22 protein-coding genes and 2 pseudogenes are annotated in these 22,136 nt (G+C 60.8%); 9 read left to right on the top strand and 15 right to left on the bottom strand.

The window, feature by feature from the left end; genetic code table 11:
- Positions 1 to 34: 34 nt before the first annotated feature.
- The 4 genes and pseudogenes from argB to coaBC all read right to left on the bottom strand — a co-directional run bounded on the left by argB (position 35) and on the right by coaBC (position 4,332).
- Complete coding sequence (gene argB / locus HT737_RS14630) at positions 35 to 940, bottom strand: acetylglutamate kinase (RefSeq protein WP_003229488.1); 906 nt, start codon at positions 938 to 940, stop codon at positions 35 to 37.
- 17 nt (positions 941 to 957) lie between these two features.
- Positions 958 to 2,334 (bottom strand): annotated as a pseudogene (locus HT737_RS14625) (phosphomannomutase/phosphoglucomutase); the annotation flags it as partial.
- Between the two features lie 328 nt (positions 2,335 to 2,662).
- A complete protein-coding gene (gene dut / locus HT737_RS14620) occupies positions 2,663 to 3,118 on the bottom strand; it encodes a dUTP diphosphatase (RefSeq protein ID WP_003229483.1) in 456 nt (151 codons plus the stop codon).
- 5 nt (positions 3,119 to 3,123) lie between these two features.
- Complete coding sequence (gene coaBC, locus HT737_RS14615) at positions 3,124 to 4,332, bottom strand: bifunctional phosphopantothenoylcysteine decarboxylase/phosphopantothenate--cysteine ligase CoaBC (RefSeq protein ID WP_182403026.1); 1,209 nt, start codon at positions 4,330 to 4,332, stop codon at positions 3,124 to 3,126.
- Between the two features lie 133 nt (positions 4,333 to 4,465).
- Here coaBC and radC point away from each other — a divergent pair, with 133 nt between their 5' ends.
- Complete coding sequence (radC, locus tag HT737_RS14610; RefSeq protein WP_047297276.1) at positions 4,466 to 5,140, top strand: DNA repair protein RadC; 675 nt, start codon at positions 4,466 to 4,468, stop codon at positions 5,138 to 5,140.
- 132 nt (positions 5,141 to 5,272) lie between these two features.
- On the opposite strand, the gene HT737_RS14605 is transcribed toward radC, so the two are convergent.
- Positions 5,273 to 6,859, bottom strand: coding sequence for an ABC transporter substrate-binding protein (locus tag HT737_RS14605; protein ID WP_182403020.1), 1,587 nt, complete (start codon positions 6,857 to 6,859; stop codon positions 5,273 to 5,275).
- A gap of 447 nt (positions 6,860 to 7,306) precedes the next feature.
- Between HT737_RS14605 and rpmB the strand changes: the two genes are divergently transcribed.
- Both rpmB and rpmG read left to right on the top strand, forming a co-directional pair.
- Positions 7,307 to 7,540, top strand: coding sequence for a 50S ribosomal protein L28 (rpmB, locus tag HT737_RS14600; protein WP_003229474.1), 234 nt, complete (start codon positions 7,307 to 7,309; stop codon positions 7,538 to 7,540).
- Positions 7,541 to 7,551: 11 nt separating this feature from the next.
- On the top strand, positions 7,552 to 7,707 hold the full coding sequence (rpmG, locus tag HT737_RS14595; protein ID WP_003177274.1) for a 50S ribosomal protein L33: 156 nt from the start codon (positions 7,552 to 7,554) through the stop codon (positions 7,705 to 7,707).
- Positions 7,708 to 7,914: 207 nt separating this feature from the next.
- On the opposite strand, the gene HT737_RS14590 is transcribed toward rpmG, so the two are convergent.
- Positions 7,915 to 8,277 carry a cupin domain-containing protein gene (locus HT737_RS14590; protein WP_041071946.1) on the bottom strand — a complete coding sequence of 121 codons (363 nt, stop codon included), beginning with the start codon at positions 8,275 to 8,277 and terminating at the stop codon, positions 7,915 to 7,917.
- Between the two features lie 234 nt (positions 8,278 to 8,511).
- Between HT737_RS14590 and HT737_RS14585 the strand changes: the two genes are divergently transcribed.
- Together HT737_RS14585 and HT737_RS14580 are read left to right on the top strand one after the other, a co-directional pair.
- Positions 8,512 to 10,005 (top strand): aldehyde dehydrogenase, encoded by a 1,494-nt coding sequence (locus tag HT737_RS14585; RefSeq protein WP_041071948.1) that lies wholly within the window; start codon positions 8,512 to 8,514, stop codon positions 10,003 to 10,005.
- Positions 10,006 to 10,250: 245 nt separating this feature from the next.
- Positions 10,251 to 11,395 (top strand): annotated as a pseudogene (locus HT737_RS14580) (MFS transporter).
- Positions 11,396 to 11,467: 72 nt separating this feature from the next.
- On the opposite strand, the gene HT737_RS14575 reads toward HT737_RS14580, so the two are convergent.
- The 5 genes from HT737_RS14575 to minC form a co-directional block, all read right to left on the bottom strand.
- Positions 11,468 to 12,757: a M18 family aminopeptidase gene (locus tag HT737_RS14575; protein ID WP_047292939.1), complete on the bottom strand. Its 1,290-nt coding sequence runs from the start codon at positions 12,755 to 12,757 to the stop codon at positions 11,468 to 11,470.
- A 180-nt stretch (positions 12,758 to 12,937) separates the two neighbouring features.
- A complete protein-coding gene (locus tag HT737_RS14570) occupies positions 12,938 to 13,573 on the bottom strand; it encodes an RluA family pseudouridine synthase (protein WP_007960625.1) in 636 nt (211 codons plus the stop codon).
- Positions 13,574 to 13,664: 91 nt separating this feature from the next.
- On the bottom strand, positions 13,665 to 13,919 hold the full coding sequence (gene minE, locus HT737_RS14565) for a cell division topological specificity factor MinE (RefSeq protein WP_003223146.1): 255 nt from the start codon (positions 13,917 to 13,919) through the stop codon (positions 13,665 to 13,667).
- Positions 13,919 to 14,731: a septum site-determining protein MinD gene (minD, locus tag HT737_RS14560; protein ID WP_007960626.1), complete on the bottom strand. Its 813-nt coding sequence runs from the start codon at positions 14,729 to 14,731 to the stop codon at positions 13,919 to 13,921. Before minD ends, minE begins: the two co-directional genes overlap by 1 nt.
- A 199-nt stretch (positions 14,732 to 14,930) precedes the next feature.
- Positions 14,931 to 15,668: a septum site-determining protein MinC gene (gene minC / locus HT737_RS14555; RefSeq protein ID WP_027613349.1), complete on the bottom strand. Its 738-nt coding sequence runs from the start codon at positions 15,666 to 15,668 to the stop codon at positions 14,931 to 14,933.
- 117 nt (positions 15,669 to 15,785) lie between these two features.
- On the opposite strand from minC, the gene HT737_RS14550 reads away from it, so the two are divergent.
- Positions 15,786 to 16,721, top strand: coding sequence for a lipid A biosynthesis lauroyl acyltransferase (locus HT737_RS14550; protein WP_150368069.1), 936 nt, complete (start codon positions 15,786 to 15,788; stop codon positions 16,719 to 16,721).
- 35 nt (positions 16,722 to 16,756) lie between these two features.
- On the top strand, positions 16,757 to 17,929 hold the full coding sequence (locus HT737_RS14545; RefSeq protein ID WP_182403017.1) for a patatin-like phospholipase family protein: 1,173 nt from the start codon (positions 16,757 to 16,759) through the stop codon (positions 17,927 to 17,929).
- A 95-nt stretch (positions 17,930 to 18,024) separates the two neighbouring features.
- Here the strand turns inward: HT737_RS14545 and HT737_RS14540 are convergent, their stop codons facing one another.
- Positions 18,025 to 18,567, bottom strand: coding sequence for a helix-turn-helix domain-containing protein (locus HT737_RS14540; protein ID WP_027614428.1), 543 nt, complete (start codon positions 18,565 to 18,567; stop codon positions 18,025 to 18,027).
- A 106-nt stretch (positions 18,568 to 18,673) separates the two neighbouring features.
- On the opposite strand from HT737_RS14540, the gene HT737_RS14535 reads away from it, so the two are divergent.
- Both HT737_RS14535 and HT737_RS14530 read left to right on the top strand, forming a co-directional pair.
- Positions 18,674 to 19,456 (top strand): aldolase, encoded by a 783-nt coding sequence (locus tag HT737_RS14535; RefSeq protein ID WP_047292216.1) that lies wholly within the window; start codon positions 18,674 to 18,676, stop codon positions 19,454 to 19,456.
- Between the two features lie 22 nt (positions 19,457 to 19,478).
- The gene (locus tag HT737_RS14530) at positions 19,479 to 20,363 is read left to right on the top strand and encodes a dihydrodipicolinate synthase family protein (RefSeq protein WP_182403024.1); all 885 of its coding nucleotides are present in this window, start codon (positions 19,479 to 19,481) and stop codon (positions 20,361 to 20,363) included.
- A gap of 134 nt (positions 20,364 to 20,497) precedes the next feature.
- On the opposite strand, the gene HT737_RS14525 is transcribed toward HT737_RS14530, so the two are convergent.
- The 3 genes from HT737_RS14525 to HT737_RS14515 all read right to left on the bottom strand — a co-directional run bounded on the left by HT737_RS14525 (position 20,498) and on the right by HT737_RS14515 (position 21,935).
- Positions 20,498 to 20,842 carry a YegP family protein gene (locus HT737_RS14525; RefSeq protein WP_182403015.1) on the bottom strand — a complete coding sequence of 115 codons (345 nt, stop codon included), beginning with the start codon at positions 20,840 to 20,842 and terminating at the stop codon, positions 20,498 to 20,500.
- 186 nt (positions 20,843 to 21,028) lie between these two features.
- A complete protein-coding gene (locus HT737_RS14520; RefSeq protein WP_047292209.1) occupies positions 21,029 to 21,340 on the bottom strand; it encodes a ribbon-helix-helix domain-containing protein in 312 nt (103 codons plus the stop codon).
- A gap of 13 nt (positions 21,341 to 21,353) precedes the next feature.
- Positions 21,354 to 21,935, bottom strand: coding sequence for a DJ-1/PfpI family protein (locus tag HT737_RS14515; RefSeq protein WP_182403013.1), 582 nt, complete (start codon positions 21,933 to 21,935; stop codon positions 21,354 to 21,356).
- Positions 21,936 to 22,136: the final 201 nt, after the last annotated feature.

Below are 22,136 nucleotides of genomic sequence, written 5' to 3'. Positions count from 1 at the left end.
CTGAGCGGGGGTCTTTTTGGTTTTCCGCGACGGCTTACGGACGCTTGCGATTGCTGATCAGCGTACCCACACCGGTATCGGTGAAGATTTCCAGCAGGATCGCGTTCGGTACGCGACCGTCGATGATCAGCGAGCTGCCGACGCCGCCCTGAACCGCTTCCAGCGCACAGCGGATCTTTGGCAGCATGCCGCCGTAGATGGTGCCGTCGGCGATCAGGTCGTCGACCTGCTGGGTGCTCAGGCCGGTCAACACAGTGCCCGACTTGTCCATCAGGCCGGCGATGTTGGTCAGCAGCATCAGCTTCTCGGCTTTCAGCGCCTCGGCGACCTTGCCGGCCACCAGGTCAGCGTTGATGTTGTACGACTCGCCGTTCTCACCGACGCCGATGGGCGCGATCACCGGTATGAAGTTGCCTTTGACCAGCAGATTCAACAGTTCAGTGTTGATCCCGACCACTTCACCGACCTGACCGATGTCGATGATTTCCGGCTGGGTCATCTCCGGAGTCTGGCGGGTGACGGTCAGTTTCTTCGCACGAATCAGACCGGCGTCTTTACCGGTCAGGCCGATGGCGCTGCCACCGTGGCGGTTGATCAGGTTGACGATGCTTTTGTTGACCTGACCGCCGAGGACCATTTCCACCACGTCCATGGTCGCCGCGTCAGTGACGCGCATGCCATCGACAAAGTGGCTTTCGATCGACAGGCGTTTGAGCAGATCACCGATCTGCGGGCCGCCGCCGTGAACCACCACCGGGTTGATGCCCACGGCTTTCATCAAGACGATGTCGCGGGCGAAGCCGGTTTTCAGCTCCTCGCTTTCCATCGCGTTGCCGCCGTATTTGATCACCAGAGTCTTGCCGACATAACGTCGGATGTAAGGCAACGCTTCGGACAGGACCTGGGCGGTGTGGGCGGCGGCTTCGCGTTCGAGGGTCATTCAGGGCTCCGGGTGAATCAGAACGGTAGTTGGAGATCAGGTGCAACGCGTTTCAGTTGGGTGTGGAACACCGCCTTGATACGCGCAAGTTCTGCCTCGTCATCGGCCTCGAAACGCAGCACCAGCACCGGTGTGGTGTTGGAGGCGCGCACCAGGCCCCAGCCTTTGGCGTAATCGACTCGCACGCCGTCGATGGTGGTCAGGTCAGCGCCTGGACCCCACTGTGCGTCGTGCAGTGCATCAATGATGCTGAATTTGCTCTCTTCGGTCACATGGATATTGATTTCCGGCGTAGAAATATCGTTCGGGAAGGTCGCAAACAGCTCTTCGGCGGTGGATTTTTCCTTGCTGAGGATCTCCAGCAGCCGTGCGGCGCTGTAAATACCGTCGTCGAAACCGAACCAGCGCTCCTTGAAGAAGATGTGCCCGCTCATCTCGCCGGCCAATAGAGCGCCGGATTGTTTCATTTTCTTTTTGATCAACGAATGACCGGTCTTCCACATTAGCGGGCGACCGCCGTACTCCTTGATCAGCGGCACCAGACGGCGGGTGCATTTGACGTCGAAGATGATTTCCGCATCGGGATTGCGCGCCACCACGTCGCGGGCAAACAGCATCAGCAGGCGATCCGGGTAGACGATGCTGCCGGTGTTGGTCACCACGCCGACACGGTCGCCGTCGCCGTCGAAGGCCAGGCCGAGATCGGCGTTGGTTTCCTTGACCTTGGCGATCAGGTCGACGAGGTTCTCGGGTTTGCCCGGGTCCGGGTGGTGGTTGGGGAAGTTGCCGTCGACTTCGCAGAACAGCGGAATGACTTCGCAGTTCAGCGCTTCGATCAGTTGCGGGGCGATCACGCCAGCCGCACCGTTGCCGCAGTCGACCACGACTTTCAGGCGTCGGGCCAGTTTGACGTCCTTGACGATTTCAGTGGTGTAGCGGTCGAGGATTTCGACCTGGGTCACGCTGCCCTGACCGCTGGTCAGGTCATTGGTCTTGATGCGCTCGTGCAGCACCTGGATCTGCTCGTTGGCGAGGGTGTCGCCGGCGATCACGATCTTGAAGCCGTTGTAGTTCGACGGGTTGTGGCTGCCGGTGAGCATTACGCCAGACTTGCCGGCCAGCACGTTCGCCGCGTAGTACAGCGCCGGGGTCGGAACCAGGCCAACGTCGCTGACATGGCAGCCGCTTTCGGCGATACCGCGGATCAGTTCGGCAACCAGCTCCGGGCCGGACAGGCGACCGTCACGACCGACCGACACGTTCGGTTCGCCCTGGGCCAGGCTCTGCGAGCCGATGGCGCGGCCGATCCAATAAGCGGTTTCAGTATTGAGGAATTCCGGCACGGTGCCGCGAATGTCGTAGGCACGGAAGATGCTGTCGGGAAGCTTCGGGGCGATCTTGGCTGGGGTGCTCATCTGCACAAATGCTCCATCTCGAAAAGGGCGGGACAGACCGACGATTCACTCGGCGGCAGGCTCAAACTGAAGGGTATGACGGCGTTTTCCACAGAGAGTTCGTGGTGTGAAAGGGCCATGACGCCTCGGCTGGCGTGGCTTTTGGCCGGCAAAACCTTGATTTTCGGTGTTAAAACCTGCTGTCGAAAATGCACAAATTTGTGGTGAGGGGATTTATCCCCGATGGCTGCGCAACAGATCCAAAAGTCTTGGGGCCGCTTCGCAGCCCATCGGGGATAAATCCCCTCGCCACAATAATGTTTCAGGGTTATTTAGTGCCGGTATGACCGAAGCCGCCCGCGCCGCGCTCGGTTTCGACGAACTCTTCCACCATTTCGAAGTGCGCCTGTACTACCGGCACCAGCACCAGTTGCGCCAGGCGCTCGCCGACGGTCATGGTGAAGTCGCTCTGGCCACGGTTCCAGCAGGACACCATCAGCGGGCCCTGGTAGTCCGAGTCGATCAGGCCGACGAGGTTGCCCAGCACGATGCCGTGCTTGTGGCCCATGCCCGAGCGCGGCAGGATCAGCGCGGCGAGGTTCGGGTCGCCGATGTAGACCGACAGACCGGTAGGGATCAGCACGGTTTCACCCGGCTTGATCACGATGTCCTGCTCCAGCATGGCGCGCAGGTCGAGGCCGGCGGAGCCCGGGGTGGCGTATTGTGGCAGCGGGAATTCGGTACCGATGCGGGGGTCGAGGATCTTGGCTTGCAAAGCGTGCATGTAAATTAAACCTGGTTCAGACGTTCGGCGATAAAAGTGACCAGTTGGCGAGCGATCTTGCCCTTGCTGGTCTGGGCGAAAACGGTGGCGTGAAGCTCACGGTCGATCACGCTGCAGGCGTTTTCTTCGCTGTTGAACCCGATGCTCGGATTGGCCACGTCGTTGGCGACGATCAAATCGAGATTCTTGTCTTTCAGCTTGCGTGCAGCGTAGTCGAGCAGGTGTTCGGTCTCGGCGGCGAAGCCGACACTGAACGGACGGTCGGGACGGGTCGCGATGGTGGCCAGGATGTCCGGGTTACGCACCATTTGCAGGACGAAGCCGTCGCCGCTTGTAGGGTCTTTCTTGAGTTTTTGCGGGGCAACGACTTCCGGACGGTAGTCCGCTACCGCAGCCGAGGCGATAAACACGTCACACGGGATCGCGGCTTCGCAGGCCGCGAGCATGTCCCGCGCACTGACCACGTCGATGCGCGTGACGCGATCCGGCGTTGGCAGGTGTACCGGGCCGCTGATCAGCGTCACGCGGGCGCCGGCTTCCACCGCGGCTTCGGCGAGGGCAAAGCCCATTTTCCCGGAGCTGTGGTTGGTGATGTAGCGCACCGGGTCGATGTTTTCCTGGGTCGGGCCGGCGGTGATCACTACGTGCTTGCCGGTCAGTGCCTGACGCTGGAAGCAGTCCGCCGCACACTGCGCCAGATCGGTGGCTTCCATCATCCGGCCCATGCCGACGTCGCCGCAAGCCTGACTGCCGGAGGCCGGGCCAAAGGTCTTCAGGCCACGGCTTTCAAGCAGTTGCAGGTTGGCTTGGGTCGCCGGATCGCGCCACATGGCCTGGTTCATTGCCGGCGCGACGGCCACTACGGCGTCGGTAGCAAGAACCAGCGTGGTCAGCAAATCGTTGGCGATGCCCTGGGCCAGACGGGCGATCAGGTCGGCGGTGGCCGGGGCGATCAATACCAGATCGGCCCACTTGGCCAGCTCGATGTGGCCCATCGCCGCTTCGGCAGCCGGGTCGAGCAAATCGAGGTGAACCGGGTGCCCGGACAGGGCCTGCATGGTCAGCGGGGTGATGAACTCGGCGCCGCCATGGGTCATGACCACGCGCACTTCGGCACCCTGGTCGATCAGGCGACGAACCAGATCGGCACTCTTGTAGGCTGCAATGCCGCCGCCGACGCCCAGAACGATGCGTTTCCGATACAGCCGCTGCATAGGTCTGCCTTTCATTTCGTGGTTGATACGTGGCGAAACCCCCTCCCCAGGGTGAATTCGCCCGCAAAAAAGATGGGCTACGATATCACAGCGACCGCTACGGAACAGCGGCGCCCACAGACAAGGAACGTGTATGAGTATTCGCGATTGGCCGGCGGCGGAGCGGCCGCGAGAAAGGTTGTTGGAACAGGGCCCTGCGAGCCTTTCAGACGCCGAGTTACTGGCGATTTTTTTGCGTACGGGAGTCGCTGGAAAAAGCGCAGTGGACCTGGCGCGACACTTGTTGAATCAGTTCGGCAGCCTGCGTTTGTTGCTTGAGGCCGATCAGGAAGCATTCAGCAAACAGTTGGGGCTGGGGCCCGCAAAGTTTGCGCAGTTGCAGGCTGCCCAAGAAATGAACCGCCGGTATCTGGCCGAGCGCTCACGTAGAGAGCCGGCACTGGAGAATCCACAGGCTGTTCGGGATTACCTCAAATCCATGCTGCGCCATGAGCCCCACGAGGTGTTTGGCTGCCTGTTTCTTGATTCCAAGCATCAAGTGCTGACGTTCGAGGCGCTATTTCGCGGCTCGATCGACAATACCAGCGTGCATCCCCGGGAAGTGGTGAAGCGCTCATTGGCCAACAACGCGGCGGCGGTGATTCTCTGCCACAACCATCCATCGGGGAACAGCGATCCGAGCCAGGCGGATCGGCAACTGACCAAGCGTTTGCAGAAGGCTCTGGATCTGATTGATGTGCGGGTGCTCGATCACTTTATCGTCGGCGATGGCGAACCGCTGTCGATGGCGGAGTGTGGCTGGATGTAGATCCGGTGGGAGAATGCAAAACCCTGTGGGAGCTGGCTTGCCAGCGATGGCGGCGGCACATTCAGCACAATGCTGTCTGTCAGTCCACTATCGCTGGCAAGCCAGCTCCCACAGGTTTTGTGTTGTGGTGGGTTATTTCAGGTTGACCTTGGAGTAGTCCTGCCGCCCAAACGGGCTGACGGAGTAACCCTGAACGTCTTTACGCGTCAGCGCATAGGCGGTCGGGTGGGCCAGTGGCAACCACAGCGCCTGCTGCTGAATCTGCGCCTGCGCCTGCTCGTAGAGTTTGGTGCGCACGCCCTGTTCGCTGGTGGTCTTGCCAGCGCTGATCAGCTTGTCCAGGTCGGCATTGCAGTAGCGGGCGAAGTTGGTGCCGGACTTGACCGCTGCGCAGGAAAACTGCGGCGTGAGGAAGTTGTCCGGGTCACCGTTGTCACCGGCCCAGCCCATGAACAGCAGATCATGCTCGCCCGCCTTGGCGCGGCGAATCAGTTCGCCCCACTCAATCACACGGATTTCCGCCTGAATGCCGATTTCCGCCAGGTCCGATTGCAGCAACTGTGCACCCAGGCTCGGGTTCGGGTTGAGCAGGCTGCCGGACGGACGTGTCCAGATGGTGGTCTGGAAACCGTCCTTGACTCCGGCCTTGGCCAGTAATGCCTTGGCTTTGGCCACGTCGTGCGGATAGCCCGGCAGGTTCTTCGCGTAGCTCCAGGTGTTCGGCGGGTAAGGGCCGTTGGCGGGTTCGGCAGTGTCTTCGAACACGGCTTTGACGTAGTTGGCTTTGTCGAAGGCGAGGTTGATCGCCTGGCGCACTTCCGGTTTGTCGAGCGGTGGATGCTGGCTGTTGATGCCGACGAAAGCGGTCATGAACGCGTCAGTCTTTTCCACTTTCAGCGTCGGCTCTTCTTGCGCGGCCTTCACGTCCAGCGGTTTTGGCGACAGAGCGATCTGGCACTCGTTGCGCCGCAGTTTTTGCAGGCGCACGTTGGCGTCCGGGGTGATGGCGAAGATCAGCGGATCGACCGCAGGCTTGCCGCCAAAATAGTCCGGGTTGGCCTTGTAGCGCACCGAGGCGTCTTTCTGGAAGCGCGTGAACACGAACGGACCGGTGCCGATCGGTTGGCTGTTGAGCTTGTCGGTGGCGTCGGCCTTGAGCAGCTTGTCCGCATATTCGGCGGAATAGATGGAGGCGAAGCCCATGCTCAGCGTCGCGAGAAACGTCGAATCCGGGTGGTCGAGGGTAAAGCGCACGGTCAGCGGGTCGAGTGCGTCGATCTTCTTGATCAGCGTCGGCAACTGCATGGACTGGGCGTGCGGGAAGCCGCTTTGCGCCACTTTGTGCCATGGGTTGGCCGGGTCGAGCATGCGGTCGAAGCTGAACTTGACGTCTTCGGCGCTCAGGGTGCGGGTCGGCTTGAAATAGTCAGTGCTGTGAAACTTCACCTGCGGGTGCAGCTTGAACACGTAACTCAGGCCATCGGGGCTGACTTCCCAGCTGTCGGCCAGGCTTGGCACGACTTTGCCGCTGGCGGTGTCGAAGTCCACCAGGCGGTTCATCAGTACGTCGGCCGAGGCATTGGTGGTGGTCAGCGAGTTGTATTGCACCACGTCGAACCCTTCAGGGCTGGCCTCGGTGCACACGCTCAGGGCGGCAGCCTGGGCCAGGGGGCTCAGCAGAAGCGGGGCGAGCAACAGGGGTAGGGCAGCGAGGCGCATGGTCGGCTTCCTTTACAGATCGAAGGCCCATCTGCAGGTGCAGTCTGGAAAAGGGTTACCCTAGAGGGCTGGATTGCAAATGACTATCCCCTTTTTGCATTTTTCGGGCCGGGACAGTGGTGTTTTTCAGACCACGGTGCACGAGGAAAAGTCGGGAACCTCTTTTAGAGCGGTTTTCTGCGACGAGTGGTCAAAACGCGCCTCAGCCTTTATCCAAAGCGTCCGCAGCCGGAAAATGCGCGTTTTTACCGGTCGATTGCACATCCATTGTTGTTGCACCCCGGTCTTTCTGGTATAAAGCAGCGCTCTTTTCTAGGGGCCCGGTTCCTTCACTGTAGGTGTAGCCGGTAAGACCTCTAAAGAAACGCGGCGCCTGGCGCCAAATGACTGAGAGATTAAGCGGCCAACCCATGCCGGGTTGGGCATGTGGTTTTAGAGGGCTGAGGCATGTCGAGAGTATGTCAAGTTACCGGTAAGGGTCCGGTAACCGGGAATAACATTTCCCACGCAAACAACAAAACCCGTCGTCGTTTCCTGCCGAACCTGCAGCATCACCGCTTCTGGGTTGAAGAAGAGAAACGTTTCGTACGCCTGCGCGTTTCCGCCAAAGGCATGCGTATCATCGACAAGCGTGGCATCAGCGTTGTGCTGGCCGAGCTGCGTCGCGACGGCAAGATTTAAGGGAGCTAATCATGCGTGAATTGATTCGTTTGATTTCGAGCGCCGGTACTGGTCACTTCTACACTACCGACAAGAACAAGCGTACTACCCCGGACAAAATCGAGATCAAGAAATATGATCCGGTTGTTCGCAAGCACGTGATCTACAAGGAAGGCAAAATCAAGTAATTGATTTTTCCCGACTTACGAAAAAGGCCCGTATCTCACGATACGGGCCTTTTTTGTTGCCTCGGATTTCTGCGGTGTCAGGCCGGGCCTCATCGCTGGCAAGCCAGCTCCCACAGTGATTACCGGTGTTCACAATATTGGTGTTAACCACAAAACCTGTGGGAACTGGCTTGCCAGCGAAAGGGCCGGAGCAGTCAGCGAAAGTCCTCAAGCCTTCTGTTCAAAGATCACATAGACCTTGCGGCAAGCCTCCAGCACTTCCCAGGTGCCACGGAAGCCGGCTGGAATCACAAAGCGGTCACCCACGCGCAAGGTCTTGGCATTGCCATCGCTGTCACGCAGCACCGAAACTCCCTGCAGGATTTCGCAATATTCGTGCTCGGTGTAGTTCACCGTCCATTGGCCAACCGCGCCTTCCCACACGCCGACACCCATTTGCCCGCAAGGGCTGTCGTACTGGTTGAACACCGCTTGCTCGGGATCGCCCTTGAGCACTTTGGCCGGGTCCGGGCGATAGCGTTCGGCTGCGCTGGTGGTCAGGCTGATGTCGACGACGTTCTGGATGTTCATTGTTGTTTTCTCCCGTGATGACGGCGCGGTGACTTGAAAGTGCCAAAGTCTATGTTTATTAAAATGAACACCGCAAGGTCGTATGGCGCGCTTATGTCAAATATATTGAAACAAACCCGGCCGCTGGTTTAGGGTGGCGGGTGCCTTGGGCCGAAAAGCAGGCTGGCCGGGCAGCATTCCTGAAGACGACCGCGAAGAACGCGGCGCTCTATTCAACAAGAGGAGGACACTCGAATGACCACCCTGACTCGTGCCGATTGGGAACAACGCGCCCGCGACCTGAAGATCGAAGGCCGCGCCTACCTCAACGGTGAATACACCGACGCCGTTTCTGGCGAGACTTTCGAGTGCATCAGCCCGGTCGATGGCCGTCTGCTGGGCAAGATCGCCAGCTGTGACGCCGCCGACGCTCAGCGCGCTGTGGAAAACGCTCGCGCCACCTTCAATTCCGGCGTCTGGTCGCGCCTGGCACCGACCAAACGCAAAGCCACCATGATTCGTTTCGCCGGCCTGCTCAAGCAGCACGCCGAAGAACTGGCGCTGCTCGAAACCCTCGACATGGGCAAGCCGATCAGTGATTCGCTGTACATCGACGTGCCCGGCGCGGCGCAGGCCCTGAGCTGGAGCGGCGAGGCGATCGACAAGATCTACGACGAAGTCGCCGCCACTCCGCACGATCAACTGGGTCTGGTGACCCGCGAGCCGGTCGGCGTGGTCGGCGCCATCGTGCCGTGGAACTTCCCGCTGATGATGGCCTGCTGGAAACTCGGCCCGGCGTTGTCGACCGGTAACTCGGTGATCCTCAAGCCGTCTGAAAAATCCCCGCTGACTGCCATCCGCATCGCTGCGCTGGCGGTTGAGGCCGGCATTCCGAAAGGCGTGCTCAACGTGCTGCCGGGCTACGGCCACACCGTTGGCAAGGCGCTGGCGTTGCACAACGATGTCGACACGCTGGTGTTCACTGGTTCGACCAAAATCGCCAAGCAGTTGATGATCTACTCCGGCGAATCGAACATGAAGCGCGTGTGGCTGGAAGCCGGCGGCAAGAGCCCGAACATCGTCTTCGCTGATGCGCCGGACCTGCAAGCCGCTGCCGAATCCGCCGCCAGCGCCATTGCCTTCAACCAGGGCGAGGTCTGCACCGCCGGTTCGCGTCTGCTGGTCGAGCGTTCGATCAAGGACAAATTCCTGCCGATGGTGATCGAGGCGCTGAAAACCTGGAAGCCGGGCAACCCGCTGGATCCGGCGACCAACGTTGGTGCGCTGGTCGATACCCAGCAGATGAACACCGTGCTGTCGTACATCGAATCCGGTCACAGCGACGGCGCCAAACTGGTCGCTGGCGGCAAGCGCATCCTCCAGGAAACCGGTGGCACTTACGTCGAGCCGACGATTTTCGACGGCGTGAGCAACGCGATGAAGATCGCTCAGGAAGAGATCTTCGGCCCGGTGCTGTCGGTCATTGCTTTCGACACCGCCGAAGAGGCGATCCAGATCGCCAACGATACGCCGTATGGCCTGGCCGCAGCAGTCTGGACCCAGGACATCTCCAAAGCGCACCTGACCGCCAAAGCGCTGCGCGCCGGTAGCGTGTGGGTCAACCAGTATGACGGCGGCGACATGACCGCACCGTTCGGCGGCTTCAAGCAGTCAGGCAACGGTCGTGACAAGTCGTTGCATGCATTCGACAAGTACACCGAACTGAAGGCGACGTGGATCAAGCTGTAAATCGTTGACGGGAGCCTGAGTGAATCAGGCTCCCGAATCGAGCAGAGATCCCTGTGGGAGCAAGTCTCTGTGCTGAGGGGATTTATCCCCGATCGGCTGCGAAGCAGTCGCAAAACCAGTGCATTTGATGGTGCAGGTTTTGAGGTCGCTGCGCGACCTGTCGGAGATGAATCCCCTCACCACAGGGTTTGCTCCCACATTTGGTTTTGTGGTGTACATAAAAATAATCCACAGGAGCGTGGACCATGCGTTGGGCGACGTATTTCGCCGTGTTGGCGTCTGTCTTGAGTGTCGGTCTGGCCCTGGGGGTCAGCATGCCGCTGGTGTCGTTGCGTCTGGAGGGGTGGGGCTATGGCTCTTTCGCCATCGGTGTGATGGCGGCGATGCCGGCAATTGGCGTATTGCTGGGCGCGAAGATTTCCAGTCATCTGGCGGCGCGTTTCGGCACAGCCAACCTGATGCGCCTGTGCCTGTGGGCCGGCGCGTTGTCGATTGGCCTGCTGGCGCTGCTGCCGAGTTATCCGGTCTGGCTGGTATTGCGCCTGATGATCGGGGTGATCCTGACCATCGTGTTCATCCTTGGCGAAAGCTGGATCAACCAACTGGTCGTCGAAAACTGGCGCGGGCGACTGGTCGCTCTGTATGGCAGCAGTTATGCATTGAGCCAACTGTCTGGTCCATTGCTTCTGGGGGCGTTGGGTACTGAGCATGATTATGGATTCTGGGTCGGCGTCGGGCTGCTGACGATTTCGCCTTTTCTGTTGATGGGCCGCAGCGGGGCGCCGAGCAGTGAAGCCAGCAGTGTGACCTTCGGCGATCTCTGGGGATTTGCCCGCGAGTTGCCGGCGATTGCCTGGGCGGTGTCGTTGTTCGCCGCGTTCGAGGCGATGATCCTCACGCTGCTGCCGGTGTATTGCCTGCAGCAGGGCTTCACTGCCGAGATTGCGCTGGCGATGGTCAGCACCGTGGTGGTCGGCGACGCGCTGTTGCAACTGCCGATTGGCGCGTTGGCAGACTACCTGTCGCGGCGCACGTTGTTTACCGGATGCGCGGTGATCCTGATGCTGTCGAGCCTGGCGATTCCGCTGTTGATCGACACGCTGCTGATCTGGCCGTTGTGGGTGTTGTTCGGGGCCAGTGCCGGTGGCCTGTTCACCTTGTCACTGATCCTGATCGGCGAGCGTTATCGCGACGATGCGCTGGTGCGAGCCAATGCGCACATTGCGCAGCTGTGGGGTGTGGGCTGTCTGATCGGGCCTTTGCTCGCGGGAGCGGGCAGCCAGTGGATCAGCGGGGCATGCGTTGCCATTGTTGATGGCGGCGGGGGCGTTCGGGGTTGGTGATTCTGCTGATGCGTCAAGGTGCATTCGGGACGGTGCAGACGGCTTAAGGTCAAAAGATCGCAGCCTGCGGCAGCCCCTGCAGGGATTTGTGATCATCCCGAGAGATGATCGTTTAGCGATTACGGCAATTCACGGGAGGCGTAGAACGCGCTCAGCACTTTGACCAGGTGTGCCAGGTCATGGCTGCCGCACAGTTCGCGGATCGAGTGCATGGCGAAGGTCGGCAGGCCGATATCGACGGTGCGCACGCCCAGGTGGCTGGCGGTGATCGGGCCGATGGTCGAACCGCAACCCATGTCGCTGCGTACCACGAAGCTCTGCACCGGCACTTCTTCTGCCATGCACAGGTGGCGGAAAAATCCGGCGGTTTCGCTGTTGGTGGCGTAGCGCTGGTTGCTGTTGACCTTGATCACCGGGCCGGCGTTGAGTTTCGGGCCGTGGTTGGCGTCGTGCTTCTCGGCGTAGTTGGGGTGTACGCCGTGGGCGTTGTCGGCCGAGACCAGCAGCGATTTCTGAATGGTGCGCACGAACTCGTCGCCTTCCGGCAGCAGGCGGCGCAGGGTCTGTTCGAGCATCGGGCCATCGGCGCCGCACGCCGAGCAGGAGCCGACTTCTTCGTGATCGTTGCACACCAGCACGCAGGTCTCTTCGGTGTCGGCGCTGAGCAGGGCTTGCAGGCCGGCGTAGCAGGACAGCAAGTTGTCCAGGCGCGCGCCGGCGATGAAGTCGCCATGCAGGCCGATGATCGCCGCGCTTTGGGTGTCGTAGAAACTCAGCTCGTAATCCAGCACCACGTCGGCGTTCAGGCCGTGTTCGCGAGCCAGTTGATCGGTCAGTACCGCACGGAAGTCGACGCGCTCGTCACCGGCGAACTGCGCGAGTATCGGCGGCAGCTCGGTCTGTGCGTTGATCGCCCAGCCTTGGTTGGCTTCACGGTTGAGGTGAATCGCCAGGTTGGGAATGATCGCGATCGGTGCCTTGAAGTCGATCAACTGGCTTTCGACCTTGCCGTCGCGACGGAAGGTAACGCGGCCGGCCAGCGACAGGTCGCGGTCGAACCACGGCGCCAGCAGTGCGCCGCCGTACACTTCAACGCCCAGTTGCCAGAAGCCCTGACGTTGCAGTTCCGGTTGCGGCTTGACCCGCAGGCACGGGCTGTCGGTGTGGGCGCCGACCAGGCGGATACCGTCGTGCAGCGGCGAGTTGCGGCCCATTTTGATCGCGACGATCGAGGAGTCGTTACGGGTGACGTAATAGCGGCCGTTGGCCTCGGTGGTCCATGGCTCGCGCTCGTCGAGGCGCACGTAACCGGCGGCCTCCAGACGCTGAACAAGGCTGGCGGTGGCGTGGAACGGGGTAGGGGAGGCCTTGAGGAAGTCGATCAGGCCTTGGTTCAACTCTTCGCGCATAAGAAGCTCCAGACAGCAATGGGCGCGAGTTTAACGCATCGGCCGGGGAATTGAATCCGGACCGGATCCCTGTGGGGAGCGAGCCTGTTCGCGAAAAGCGCTATGACATTCAACATTGATGCTGACTGATCAATTGCATTCGCGAGCAGGCTCGCTCCCACATGGGTTCGGTGGTGCTTGTCAGAACGGTGCCGGGCATTCGAAGCGCAGACGTTCGCCGGTTTGCGGGTGGGTGAAGCTGAGCATGCTGGCGTGCAGGCACAGGCGCGGCCAGGCGGCGAGGGCCTGTTCGTGGGCGTAGAGCCCGTCGCCCAGCAACGGGTGCCCGATGGACAGCATGTGCACGCGCAACTGGTGCGAGCGCCCGGTGATTGGCGTCAGTTCGACGCGGCACCAGTCGCCGCAACGTTCCAGTACGCGCCAGAAGGTCAGTGCGTGTTTGCCGAATTCGTGGTCGACCACGTGGCGCGGTTTGGTCGGTGGGTCGTAGCGCAGCGGCAAATCGATGCTGCCACTGTCCAGTTCCGGCTGACCCCAGGCCAGGGCGGTGTAGGCCTTTTCGGTTTCGCGGTCGTGAAACTGTCGCGACAGTTCGCGGTGGGTGTCGGCGTCACGGGCCAGCAGAATGATGCCGGAGGTTTCCCAGTCCAGGCGATGGACGATACGCGCCTCCGGGTAGCCGTTTTCCTGCAGGCGGGTGATCAGGCAGTCCTTGTTGTCGTCGGCGCGACCGGGCACCGAGAGCAGCAAGGTCGGCTTGTCGACCACCAGTACAGCGGCGTCCTGATGGATGATGCGGATGTTGGACAACGGCATTAAAATAGCCTCGTAACAAATGCCAACGGCGGTTCAGGGCCATTCCCGCATGGGAGTGACCCTGAACCGCCGTCGTTCCTGCCGGATCGACTCAGCGATCAGGCAGGGTGATGTTGAGTTCCAGAATCGAGCAACTGCCCTGGCTTTCCAGTGCAACATGTACGTCGTCGTTGCCGATGTTGACGTACTTGCGGATCACGTCGACCAGTTCCTTCTGCAAGGCTGGCAGGTAATCCGGTGTGCTGCGCTGGCCGCGCTCATGCGCCACGATGATCTGTAGACGCTCTTTCGCTACCGAGGCGGTACTTGGCTTTTTGTTGGCACGAAAGAAGTCAAAAAGGTTCATTACCTACCTCCAAACAGGCGCTCGAAGAATCCCTTCTTCGTAACATCGAGGAAACGATGTTCTTTTTCTTTGCCCAGCAGACGATCAACGGCATCGCTGTAGGCCTGACCGGCATCGCTCTGGTCGTCGAGAATCACCGGGACACCCGAGTTGGAAGCCTTCAGGACTGCCTGCGACTCAGGGATGACGCCCAGCAGGGTCACGGCCAGGATTTCCTTCACGTCTTCGACGCCCAGCATTTCGCCATCGCTGACGCGCTGCGGGTTGTAACGGGTCAGCAGGAGGTGTTCCTTGATCGGCTCTTCGCCGAGTTCGGCACGACGCGATTTGCTGGCCAGCAGGCCGAGCATGCGGTCCGAGTCACGTACCGAGGATACTTCCGGGTTGGTCACGATGATCGCTTCGTCGGCGAAGTACATCGCCAGGTGCGCGCCTTTCTCGATGCCCGCCGGGGAGTCGCAGACCACGAAGTCGAAGTCTTCCTTCAACTGCATCAGGACTTTTTCCACGCCTTCCTGGGTCAGCGCGTCTTTGTCGCGGGTCTGGCTGGCGGCCAGTACGTAGAGGTTTTCCAGGCGCTTGTCTTTGATCAGGGCCTGCTGCAGGTTGGCTTCGCCGTTGACCACGTTGACGAAGTCGTACACCACGCGACGCTCGCAACCCATGATCAGGTCGAGGTTACGCAGGCCCACGTCGAAGTCGACGATCACTGTTTTGTGGCCGCGCAGAGCGAGGCCGGTACCGATAGCGGCGCTGGTGGTGGTCTTACCCACACCACCCTTGCCGGATGTAACCACGAGAATCTTGGCCAAGGTGTTTCACCCCTAAGGAAGAAGGACTGTTTAGCCCCTGAAAAACATCTCTTGAAAACTACTGCAGTCGGACAGCCTTGGCTGGAATTCGGCGCAAGTCGCACTTGCCGGGGGCAAACGCTCCTTGATCCTTTTTCCTACTTCGTTTGAGCCGTTTTCGCTACGTTTTAGAGATGCTTGGAAAATGCGGCAGTATCCGTTAAAGCCGAATGATGTTCAACACGTCGGCCGACAGGCTGACCTGTACACCGGAGCCCCACAGTGGATCGCGGCGCAAATCTTCGGAAACCTTGTAATGCCCGGCGATGGAGATCAGTTCAGCGCTCAATTGCTGACAGAAAATCCGCGCCTTGGTGTCGCCTTTGACGCCGGCCAGGGCGCGACCGCGCATCGGGCCGTATACATGGATGTTGCCATCGGCCAGAAGTTCCGCCCCCGGACTGACCGACGACACCACGACCAAATCGCCACCCTGGGCGTATATCTGTTGGCCACCACGTACTGGCGTGGTGATGACGCGGGTCGGTTTGACCGTCGGCTCCGGCGGCTTTTCCGGCTTCTTTTTGACTTCCGGTTCCGGGGCTTCCAGCGGCCGCTCACGGGCACCGGACGGCGGCAGCACCGGGATGTCGATGGCGATGGCGGCGGCGATGTCTTCGATACGGCTGGCGCGGATCGCCAAGGTGCGCAGACCATGCTGGCGGCACACCCGCATCAGCCCGGGCAGATCGACCGCGCCTTCGCCGGGCGGCAGTTTGTCCAGCGCCAGGACCAGCGGCGCATTGCTGAAGAAATTCGGCGCCTGGGCGACTTTGGCGGCCAGTTGCCGATCAAGGCTGTCGAGGTCGTTGCGGGACAGTTCCAGCACCGTAATGGCCAGCATGCTGCCCTTCAACTGGAACACGGGATCTCGGTCTGGCGATTCGTTTTGGCTCATATCGGCATACAACGGCTTGTCACTAAAAGTGCCGAGACTTATAACGAGAACGCCCGCGAGCCGCAAGCCGGGTCGAACGATGTAGAATGCGCGGCCACTGAATTTACGGAAGCTTTAATGGATCGCCCGCGTTTTCGAAGAGCCTATCTTTCTCCCCGCTTCTGGCCGCTCTGGTGCGGTCTGGGGCTGTTGTGGCTGGTTGTGCAGTTGCCCTATGCGGTGTTACTGACGATCGGTCGTGTGCTGGGCGCATTGATGTATCGCGTGGCCGGCGACCGGCGGCGCATCGCCAAACGCAATCTGGAGCTGTGCTTCCCGGAAAAATCCGCCGCCGAGCGCAAGCGTCTGCTCAAGGAAAACTTCGCCTCCACCGGCATCGCGTTTTTTGAAATGGCGATGAGCTGGTGGTGGTCCCGTGAGCGTCTGGCCAAACTGGCTCACGTCGAAGGCCTGGAGCATTTGCAAAAGGCCCAGCGCGAAGGCAAAGGCGTGATCCTCATGGCCGCGCACTTCACCACCCTGGAAATCGGCGCGGCGCTGCTCGGCCAGCAGCACACCATCGACGGCATGTACCGCGAGCACAAGAACCCGTTGTTCGACTTCGTCCAGCGTCGCGGCCGCGAGCGGCACAACCTCGATTCGCTGGCGGTGGAGCGTGACGACGTGCGCGGCATGCTCAAGCTGCTGCGTTCGGGCCGGGCGATCTGGTACGCGCCGGATCAGGACTATGGCGCCAAGCAGAGTATCTTTGTGCCGCTGTTCGGCATTCAGGCAGCGACCGTGACCGCGACCACCAAATTCGCCCGGTTGGGTAAAGCGCTGGTGGTGCCGTTCACTCAGGAGCGTCTGGCCGACGGCAGCGGTTACAAGCTGGTGATTCATCCGCCGCTGGAAGACTTTCCGGGTGAAACCGAAGAGGCCGACTGCATCCGCATCAACCAGTGGGTGGAAAGCGCCTTGCGCGCCTGCCCTGAGCAATACTTGTGGGCGCATCGCCGCTTCAAGAGTCGTCCACCGGGCGAGCCGAAGCTTTACCCGAAACGGCGCGGCTGATTCACTCACCCTTTCAAGCACCACGGAGCGTTGCGATGAGCCCAGCTGAACCGGTCACAGGTTTGATTCTTTCCGGCGGCGGGGCTCGGGCGGCATATCAGGTGGGGGTGCTGGCGGCGATTGCCGAATTGCTGCCGCTGGGCGCGGACAATCCGTTTCCGGTGATCGTCGGCACCTCGGCCGGGGCGATCAATGCGGTCAGCCTGGCCAGTGGCGCCACTGATTTCCGCGCGGCCATCGAACGCCTTACGCTGTTCTGGCAGGGCTTTCGCAGCCATCGGGTGTTGCGCAGTGACTGGCCCGGGGTGATTCGTCAGGCCAGCCGCTTTGTCAGTCACAGCCTGCTCGGCATCGGTCGGCAACTGCCGGTGGCGCTGCTCAACAGTTCGCCGCTGCGCGACCTGCTCAATGAAAAACTGCACATGCCCGGCATCGCCGAATCCATCGCCCGCAAGCAGTTGCATGCGGTGGCGGTAACCGCGTTCGGCTACGAGTCGGGGCAGGCGGTGACCTTTTATCAGGGCGGCGGCACGATCGATGCGTGGTTGCGCCATCGACGGATCGGCGTGCCGGCGCAATTGTCGGTGGATCATTTGCTGGCCAGTTCGGCGATCCCGTTGCTGTTTGCTCCGGTGAAAATCGGTGAGGAATATTTCGGCGACGGCGCAGTCCGCCAATCGGCACCGATCAGTCCGGCGCTGCACCTGGGCGCGAGTCGGGTGCTGGTGGTGGGTGTGAGCGGCAACCCGCGCGGTTTTGATCCGCAGCAGCCGCTGGAGCGCGCCTACACCGGGCAGCAGCCGACGCTGGCGCAGATCGGCGGGCACATGCTCAACAGCACATTCATTGACAGTCTGGAGAGCGACATCGAGTTGCTGCAGCGTCTGAACCAGTTCAGCCACCTGATGCCCGAGGGCGTGCCGACTCGTGAGTTGGGCGTGGCGCCAGTGGACGTGCTGGTGATTGCGCCGAGTCAGCCGATCGACGAGATCGCCGCGCGGCATCGCCAGGAGTTACCGGCGGCGTTGCGTTTGTTCTTGCGCGGCCCGGGGGCGACGAAAACGAGTGGGGCAGGGGTGCTGAGTTATCTGCTGTTCGAGGCGGGGTATTGCAGCGAGCTGATCGACCTGGGACGGCGCGATGCGTTGGCCAAGCGCGAGGAATTGTGCCGGTTTCTGGGGATCACCGAGGCGGTGGTTCCGGCCTGAGATTTGCGGTGAAGCCTTCGCGAGCAGGCTCGCTCCCACATTGGAACGCGAACTACTGTGGGAGCGAGCTTGCTCGCGAAGCTTTTGGGGCCAACTCATTCTTCGCTGCTGTGCACCACCACCAGCAACTGCGCCTGCACCTCGCCCACCGATCTGATCCGGTGCGGCTTCTGCGCGTTGAAATGCAGCGCATCGCCGCGTTCCAGCAGCACCCGCTCGTTCATGAAATCCACTTCCACCTGCCCTTCGTGGACGAACAGAAACTCCTCGCCCAAATGCTCCTTGAAGGTCTTGTCGGTGAATTCGCGCGGCGGGTAGATGATGAATGGCAGCAGGTTGCGTTCACTGACCTGATGCGCCAGCACCGCGTACCCCGGGCTCTGATCGTTGGCCGCCAGTGACTGGCGTTCGTGGCTGCGCACCAGGCTGTAGCTGTCGAGGCTGACGTTGTCTTCGGAGAACAGTTCCTCGACCTTAACGTTCAGCGCCTTCGCCAATTTCAGCGCGGCCGCAATCGACGGAGTGTTCAACCCGCGTTCGACTTTCGACAGATAACTCTTGGTCATGCCGGATTTTTCGGCCAGTGCCTCAAGCGTTACCCCAAGTTTTTTTCTCAACAATTTCAAACGGATAGACATGCGCAGCGGTTATTCCATCAAGGAAGCGACGATTCATGCTTGCTTATGACACTTTGTGTCATATAGGCTCTTTCGTGTCATTTGCAATCACCCAAAGGACACAGACATGGCCAAGACATTAGCACTACCCAAAGAGCAACTGGTCAAGCAAGCGCTGACCCAAATGCAAAAAAGCCTGGCGGATAATACGTGGACTGACCGGCAAAAGCTGGCGCTGACCTGCCGGATCCTGTTCGAGAGCGGTCACGACTCCGGTCTGGCCGGACAAATCACCGCTCGCGGTCCGCAACCGGGAACCTATTACACTCAGCAACTGGGCCTGGGTTTCGATGAAATCACCGCGAGCAATCTGCTGCTGGTCAACGAAGACCTGGAGGTGCTCGAAGGTCACGGCATGGCCAACCCGGCCAACCGTTTCCACAGCTGGGTCTACCGCGCCCGGCCGGACGTGAACTGCATCATCCACACCCACCCGACGCACATTGCCGCGTTGTCGATGCTCGAAGTGCCGTTGGAAATCTCCCACATGGACCTGTGCCCGCTGTACGACGACTGCGCGTTTCTCGAAGGCTGGCCGGGGGTGCCGGTGGGTAACGAAGAAGGCGAACTGATCGCCGGTGCGCTGGGCGACAAGCGCGCCATTCTGTTATCGCACCACGGCCAGCTGTCGACCGGCAGCACGATCGAAGAGGCCTGTGTCATCGCCCAACTGATCGAGCGCGCCGCCAGACTGCAGCTGCTGGCGATGGCCGCCGGTACGATCAAACCGATCATTCCGGCGCTGGGGCGCGAGGCCCATGACTGGGTGTCGAAACCCAAACGCCACGCCGCCGCCTTCAACTACTACGCCCGGCAGAACCTGCGCCAACACGCCGATTGCCTGAACTGATTTCAGCTTTTTCCGGAGACTCATCATGTCCAATATTCACGGCATCATCGGTTACACCATCACCCCGTTCAGCGCCAACGGCGAAGGCCTCGATCTGCCGGCCCTCGGCCAATCCATCGATCGCCTGATCGACAGCGGCGTCCACGCCATCGCCCCGCTGGGCAGCACCGGCGAAGGCGCCTATCTGAGCGACGCCGAGTGGGATCAGGTCGCCGAGTTCAGCATCCAGCACGTGGCCAAACGGGTGCCGACCATCGTCAGCGTGTCCGACCTGACCACCGCCAAAGCCGTACGCCGCGCACGCTTCGCTGAAGCCCACGGCGCCGATGTGGTAATGGTATTGCCCGCCTCCTACTGGAAACTCAGCGAAGCGGAAATCCTCGCCCATTACCGCGCCATCGGCGACAGCATCGGCGTGCCGATCATGCTCTACAACAACCCGGCCACCAGCGGCACCGACATGTCGGTTGAGCTGATTCTGCGCATCGTCAATGGCGTGGAAAACGTGACCATGGTCAAGGAGAGCACTGGCGACATTCAGCGCATGCACAAGCTGCAATTGCTCGGTGAAGGCCAGGTGCCGTTCTACAACGGCTGCAACCCATTGGCGCTGGAGGCGTTTGCCGCCGGGGCCAAAGGCTGGTGCACCGCCGCGCCGAACCTGATCCCGCAGTTGAACCTGGATCTGTATGCGGCTGCGCTGGCCGGTGATCTGGAACACGCACGCAAGCTGTTCTATCGCCAGTTGCCGCTGCTGGATTTCATCCTCAAGGGCGGTTTGCCGGCGACGATCAAGGCCGGACTGCGTCAAACCGGACTGGAGGTGGGCGATCCACGGTTGCCGGTGTTTCCGTTGAGCGAAGCTGGGCAAGCTCAGCTAAAAGCAATCCTCAAGACCCTGCGTTGATCTCACACACAATTACCTGTGGGAGCTGGCTTGCCAGCGATAGCGGTGTATCAGTCAACATCAATGCTGAATGATAGGCCCCCATCGCGGGCAAGCCCGCTCCCACAGGAGCTGTGTGAAATTTGAGAGGGAATTCAGAGCACCGGCAGGGTCTTGTCCTTGATCACTTTGCTCGGCCCGTTGGCCTTGACGCTGGCGATGCCTTTGGCACACGCGGCGTCGTTGGAGTAGGACTCGCTGCTGCCGATGATCTGGTGGTTGGCAGCCTTGAGGTTGAAGTAAGGATGACCATCCTTGGTGGTCTTTTTCTCGTAGCGTTCATCCAGCGGGCTGTTGGCCTGCACCGCTGCAATGCCATTTTCAGCAGCGCTGCGGGTGGTGTAGAGCTCGCTGGTGAGAATGGTTTCAGCGTTAGCGGCCTTCAACACAAACCTGAACTGGCCGTTGCTGCTTTTGCTCACTTCGTACCATCCGGACATGCTCGATTCTCCTTGGCGGTTGAGGGGTTTCGTGCTTCAGAGTAAAGACCAGCCCAACACTTCTGTCGCCTGTACCGGCCCCATCGCGGGCAAGCCCGCTCCCACCGAGTTCGTCAGCGATCACAACATTTGTGAGCACCAGAGAAACCCGTGGGAGCGGGCTTGCCCGCGATGGGGTCAACTCGGTCAGGACTGTTTCACCACTGCTCGCACCACCGACAACTGCGGCTCCGTCCCCCGCCGCTGACTCAGATAGCGCGTACAACTCACCCGCAGAAACGAAGCAAAGTTCACCACCTCGCCGCGATAATCCATCACCTCTTCATACAGCTTGGCGATCAACTGGTTGGTGGTCATGCCATCGACTTCGGCGATTTCGCTGAGGATGTCCCAGAACTGATTTTCCAGGCGCAGCGTTGTCACCACGCCGCAGATGCGCAGTGAGCGCGAGCGGGATTCATAGAGAATCGGGTCGGCCTTGACGTAGAGCTCGCACATCGGCGAATCCTCGTTACAGGGTGATTTGGGTGCCGAGCAGGCCGAGGAAACCGGCCAGCCAGTTCGGATGCGCCGGCCATGCTGGCGCAGTCGCCAGATTGCCTTGAACGTGGCCGTCGGTCACCGGGATATCGATGAACGTGCCGCCAGCCAGTCGCACTTCCGGGGCGCAGGCCGGATAAGCGCTGCATTCGCGACCTTCGAGAACCCCAGCCGCTGCCAGCAATTGCGCGCCGTGGCAGACCGCGGCAATCGGCTTGCCGGCCTTGTCGAAGGCGCGCACCAGTTCCAGGACTTTATCGTTCAGGCGCAGGTATTCCGGCGCACGGCCACCGGGGATCAGCAGCGCGTCGTAATCGGCCTCGGCGACCTTCGCGAAGTCGAAGTTGAGGGCGAACAGGTGCCCGGGTTTCTCGCTGTAGGTCTGATCGCCTTCGAAGTCATGGATCGCGGTGCGCACGGTCTTGCCGGCGGCCTTGTCCGGGCACACGGCGTGCACGGTGTGGCCGACCATCTGCAGGGCCTGGAACGGCACCATCACTTCGTAGTCTTCGACGTAATCGCCGACCAGCAACAGGATTTTTTTCGCGGCCATGGGGAGGACTCCTCTGGGAATGGGCTTGCAGGAGTCTTCAAGGTAGACCTTATCCGTTCGGGCGGGTAACAACCGGCTACTACGCCTCCCCACCTTTGTGGCGAGGGAGCTTGCTCCCGCTCGACTGCGCAGCAGGCGCAAAACCTGTTTGCACAGTTTTCCTGAAAAAAGCGGGGGCCGCTTCGCAGCCCAGCGGGAGCA

The sequence above is a fragment of the Pseudomonas sp. MD195_PC81_125 genome (assembly GCF_014060985.1).
GTDB classification, from domain to species: domain Bacteria; phylum Pseudomonadota; class Gammaproteobacteria; order Pseudomonadales; family Pseudomonadaceae; genus Aquipseudomonas; species Aquipseudomonas parakoreensis.
This window is presented reverse-complemented; position numbering and strand designations above follow the sequence as displayed.

Bases quoted from the DNA above. Each gene is read 5' to 3' on its own strand.
- argB (WP_003229488.1), bottom strand. From the start codon at position 940: ATGACCCTCGAACGCGAAGCCGCCGCCCACACCGCCCAGGTCCTGTCC.
- dut (WP_003229483.1), bottom strand. From the start codon at position 3,118: ATGCACGCTTTGCAAGCCAAGATCCTCGACCCCCGCATCGGTACCGAA.
- coaBC (WP_182403026.1), bottom strand. From the start codon at position 4,332: ATGCAGCGGCTGTATCGGAAACGCATCGTTCTGGGCGTCGGCGGCGGC.
- radC (WP_047297276.1), top strand. From the start codon at position 4,466: ATGAGTATTCGCGATTGGCCGGCGGCGGAGCGGCCGCGAGAAAGGTTG.
- HT737_RS14605 (WP_182403020.1), bottom strand. From the start codon at position 6,859: ATGCGCCTCGCTGCCCTACCCCTGTTGCTCGCCCCGCTTCTGCTGAGC.
- rpmB (WP_003229474.1), top strand. From the start codon at position 7,307: ATGTCGAGAGTATGTCAAGTTACCGGTAAGGGTCCGGTAACCGGGAAT.
- rpmG (WP_003177274.1), top strand. From the start codon at position 7,552: ATGCGTGAATTGATTCGTTTGATTTCGAGCGCCGGTACTGGTCACTTC.
- HT737_RS14590 (WP_041071946.1), bottom strand. From the start codon at position 8,277: ATGAACATCCAGAACGTCGTCGACATCAGCCTGACCACCAGCGCAGCC.
- HT737_RS14585 (WP_041071948.1), top strand. From the start codon at position 8,512: ATGACCACCCTGACTCGTGCCGATTGGGAACAACGCGCCCGCGACCTG.
- HT737_RS14575 (WP_047292939.1), bottom strand. From the start codon at position 12,757: ATGCGCGAAGAGTTGAACCAAGGCCTGATCGACTTCCTCAAGGCCTCC.
- HT737_RS14570 (WP_007960625.1), bottom strand. From the start codon at position 13,573: ATGCCGTTGTCCAACATCCGCATCATCCATCAGGACGCCGCTGTACTG.
- minE (WP_003223146.1), bottom strand. From the start codon at position 13,919: ATGAACCTTTTTGACTTCTTTCGTGCCAACAAAAAGCCAAGTACCGCC.
- minC (WP_027613349.1), bottom strand. From the start codon at position 15,668: ATGAGCCAAAACGAATCGCCAGACCGAGATCCCGTGTTCCAGTTGAAG.
- HT737_RS14550 (WP_150368069.1), top strand. From the start codon at position 15,786: ATGGATCGCCCGCGTTTTCGAAGAGCCTATCTTTCTCCCCGCTTCTGG.
- HT737_RS14545 (WP_182403017.1), top strand. From the start codon at position 16,757: ATGAGCCCAGCTGAACCGGTCACAGGTTTGATTCTTTCCGGCGGCGGG.
- HT737_RS14540 (WP_027614428.1), bottom strand. From the start codon at position 18,567: ATGTCTATCCGTTTGAAATTGTTGAGAAAAAAACTTGGGGTAACGCTT.
- HT737_RS14535 (WP_047292216.1), top strand. From the start codon at position 18,674: ATGGCCAAGACATTAGCACTACCCAAAGAGCAACTGGTCAAGCAAGCG.
- HT737_RS14525 (WP_182403015.1), bottom strand. From the start codon at position 20,842: ATGTCCGGATGGTACGAAGTGAGCAAAAGCAGCAACGGCCAGTTCAGG.
- HT737_RS14520 (WP_047292209.1), bottom strand. From the start codon at position 21,340: ATGTGCGAGCTCTACGTCAAGGCCGACCCGATTCTCTATGAATCCCGC.
- HT737_RS14515 (WP_182403013.1), bottom strand. From the start codon at position 21,935: ATGGCCGCGAAAAAAATCCTGTTGCTGGTCGGCGATTACGTCGAAGAC.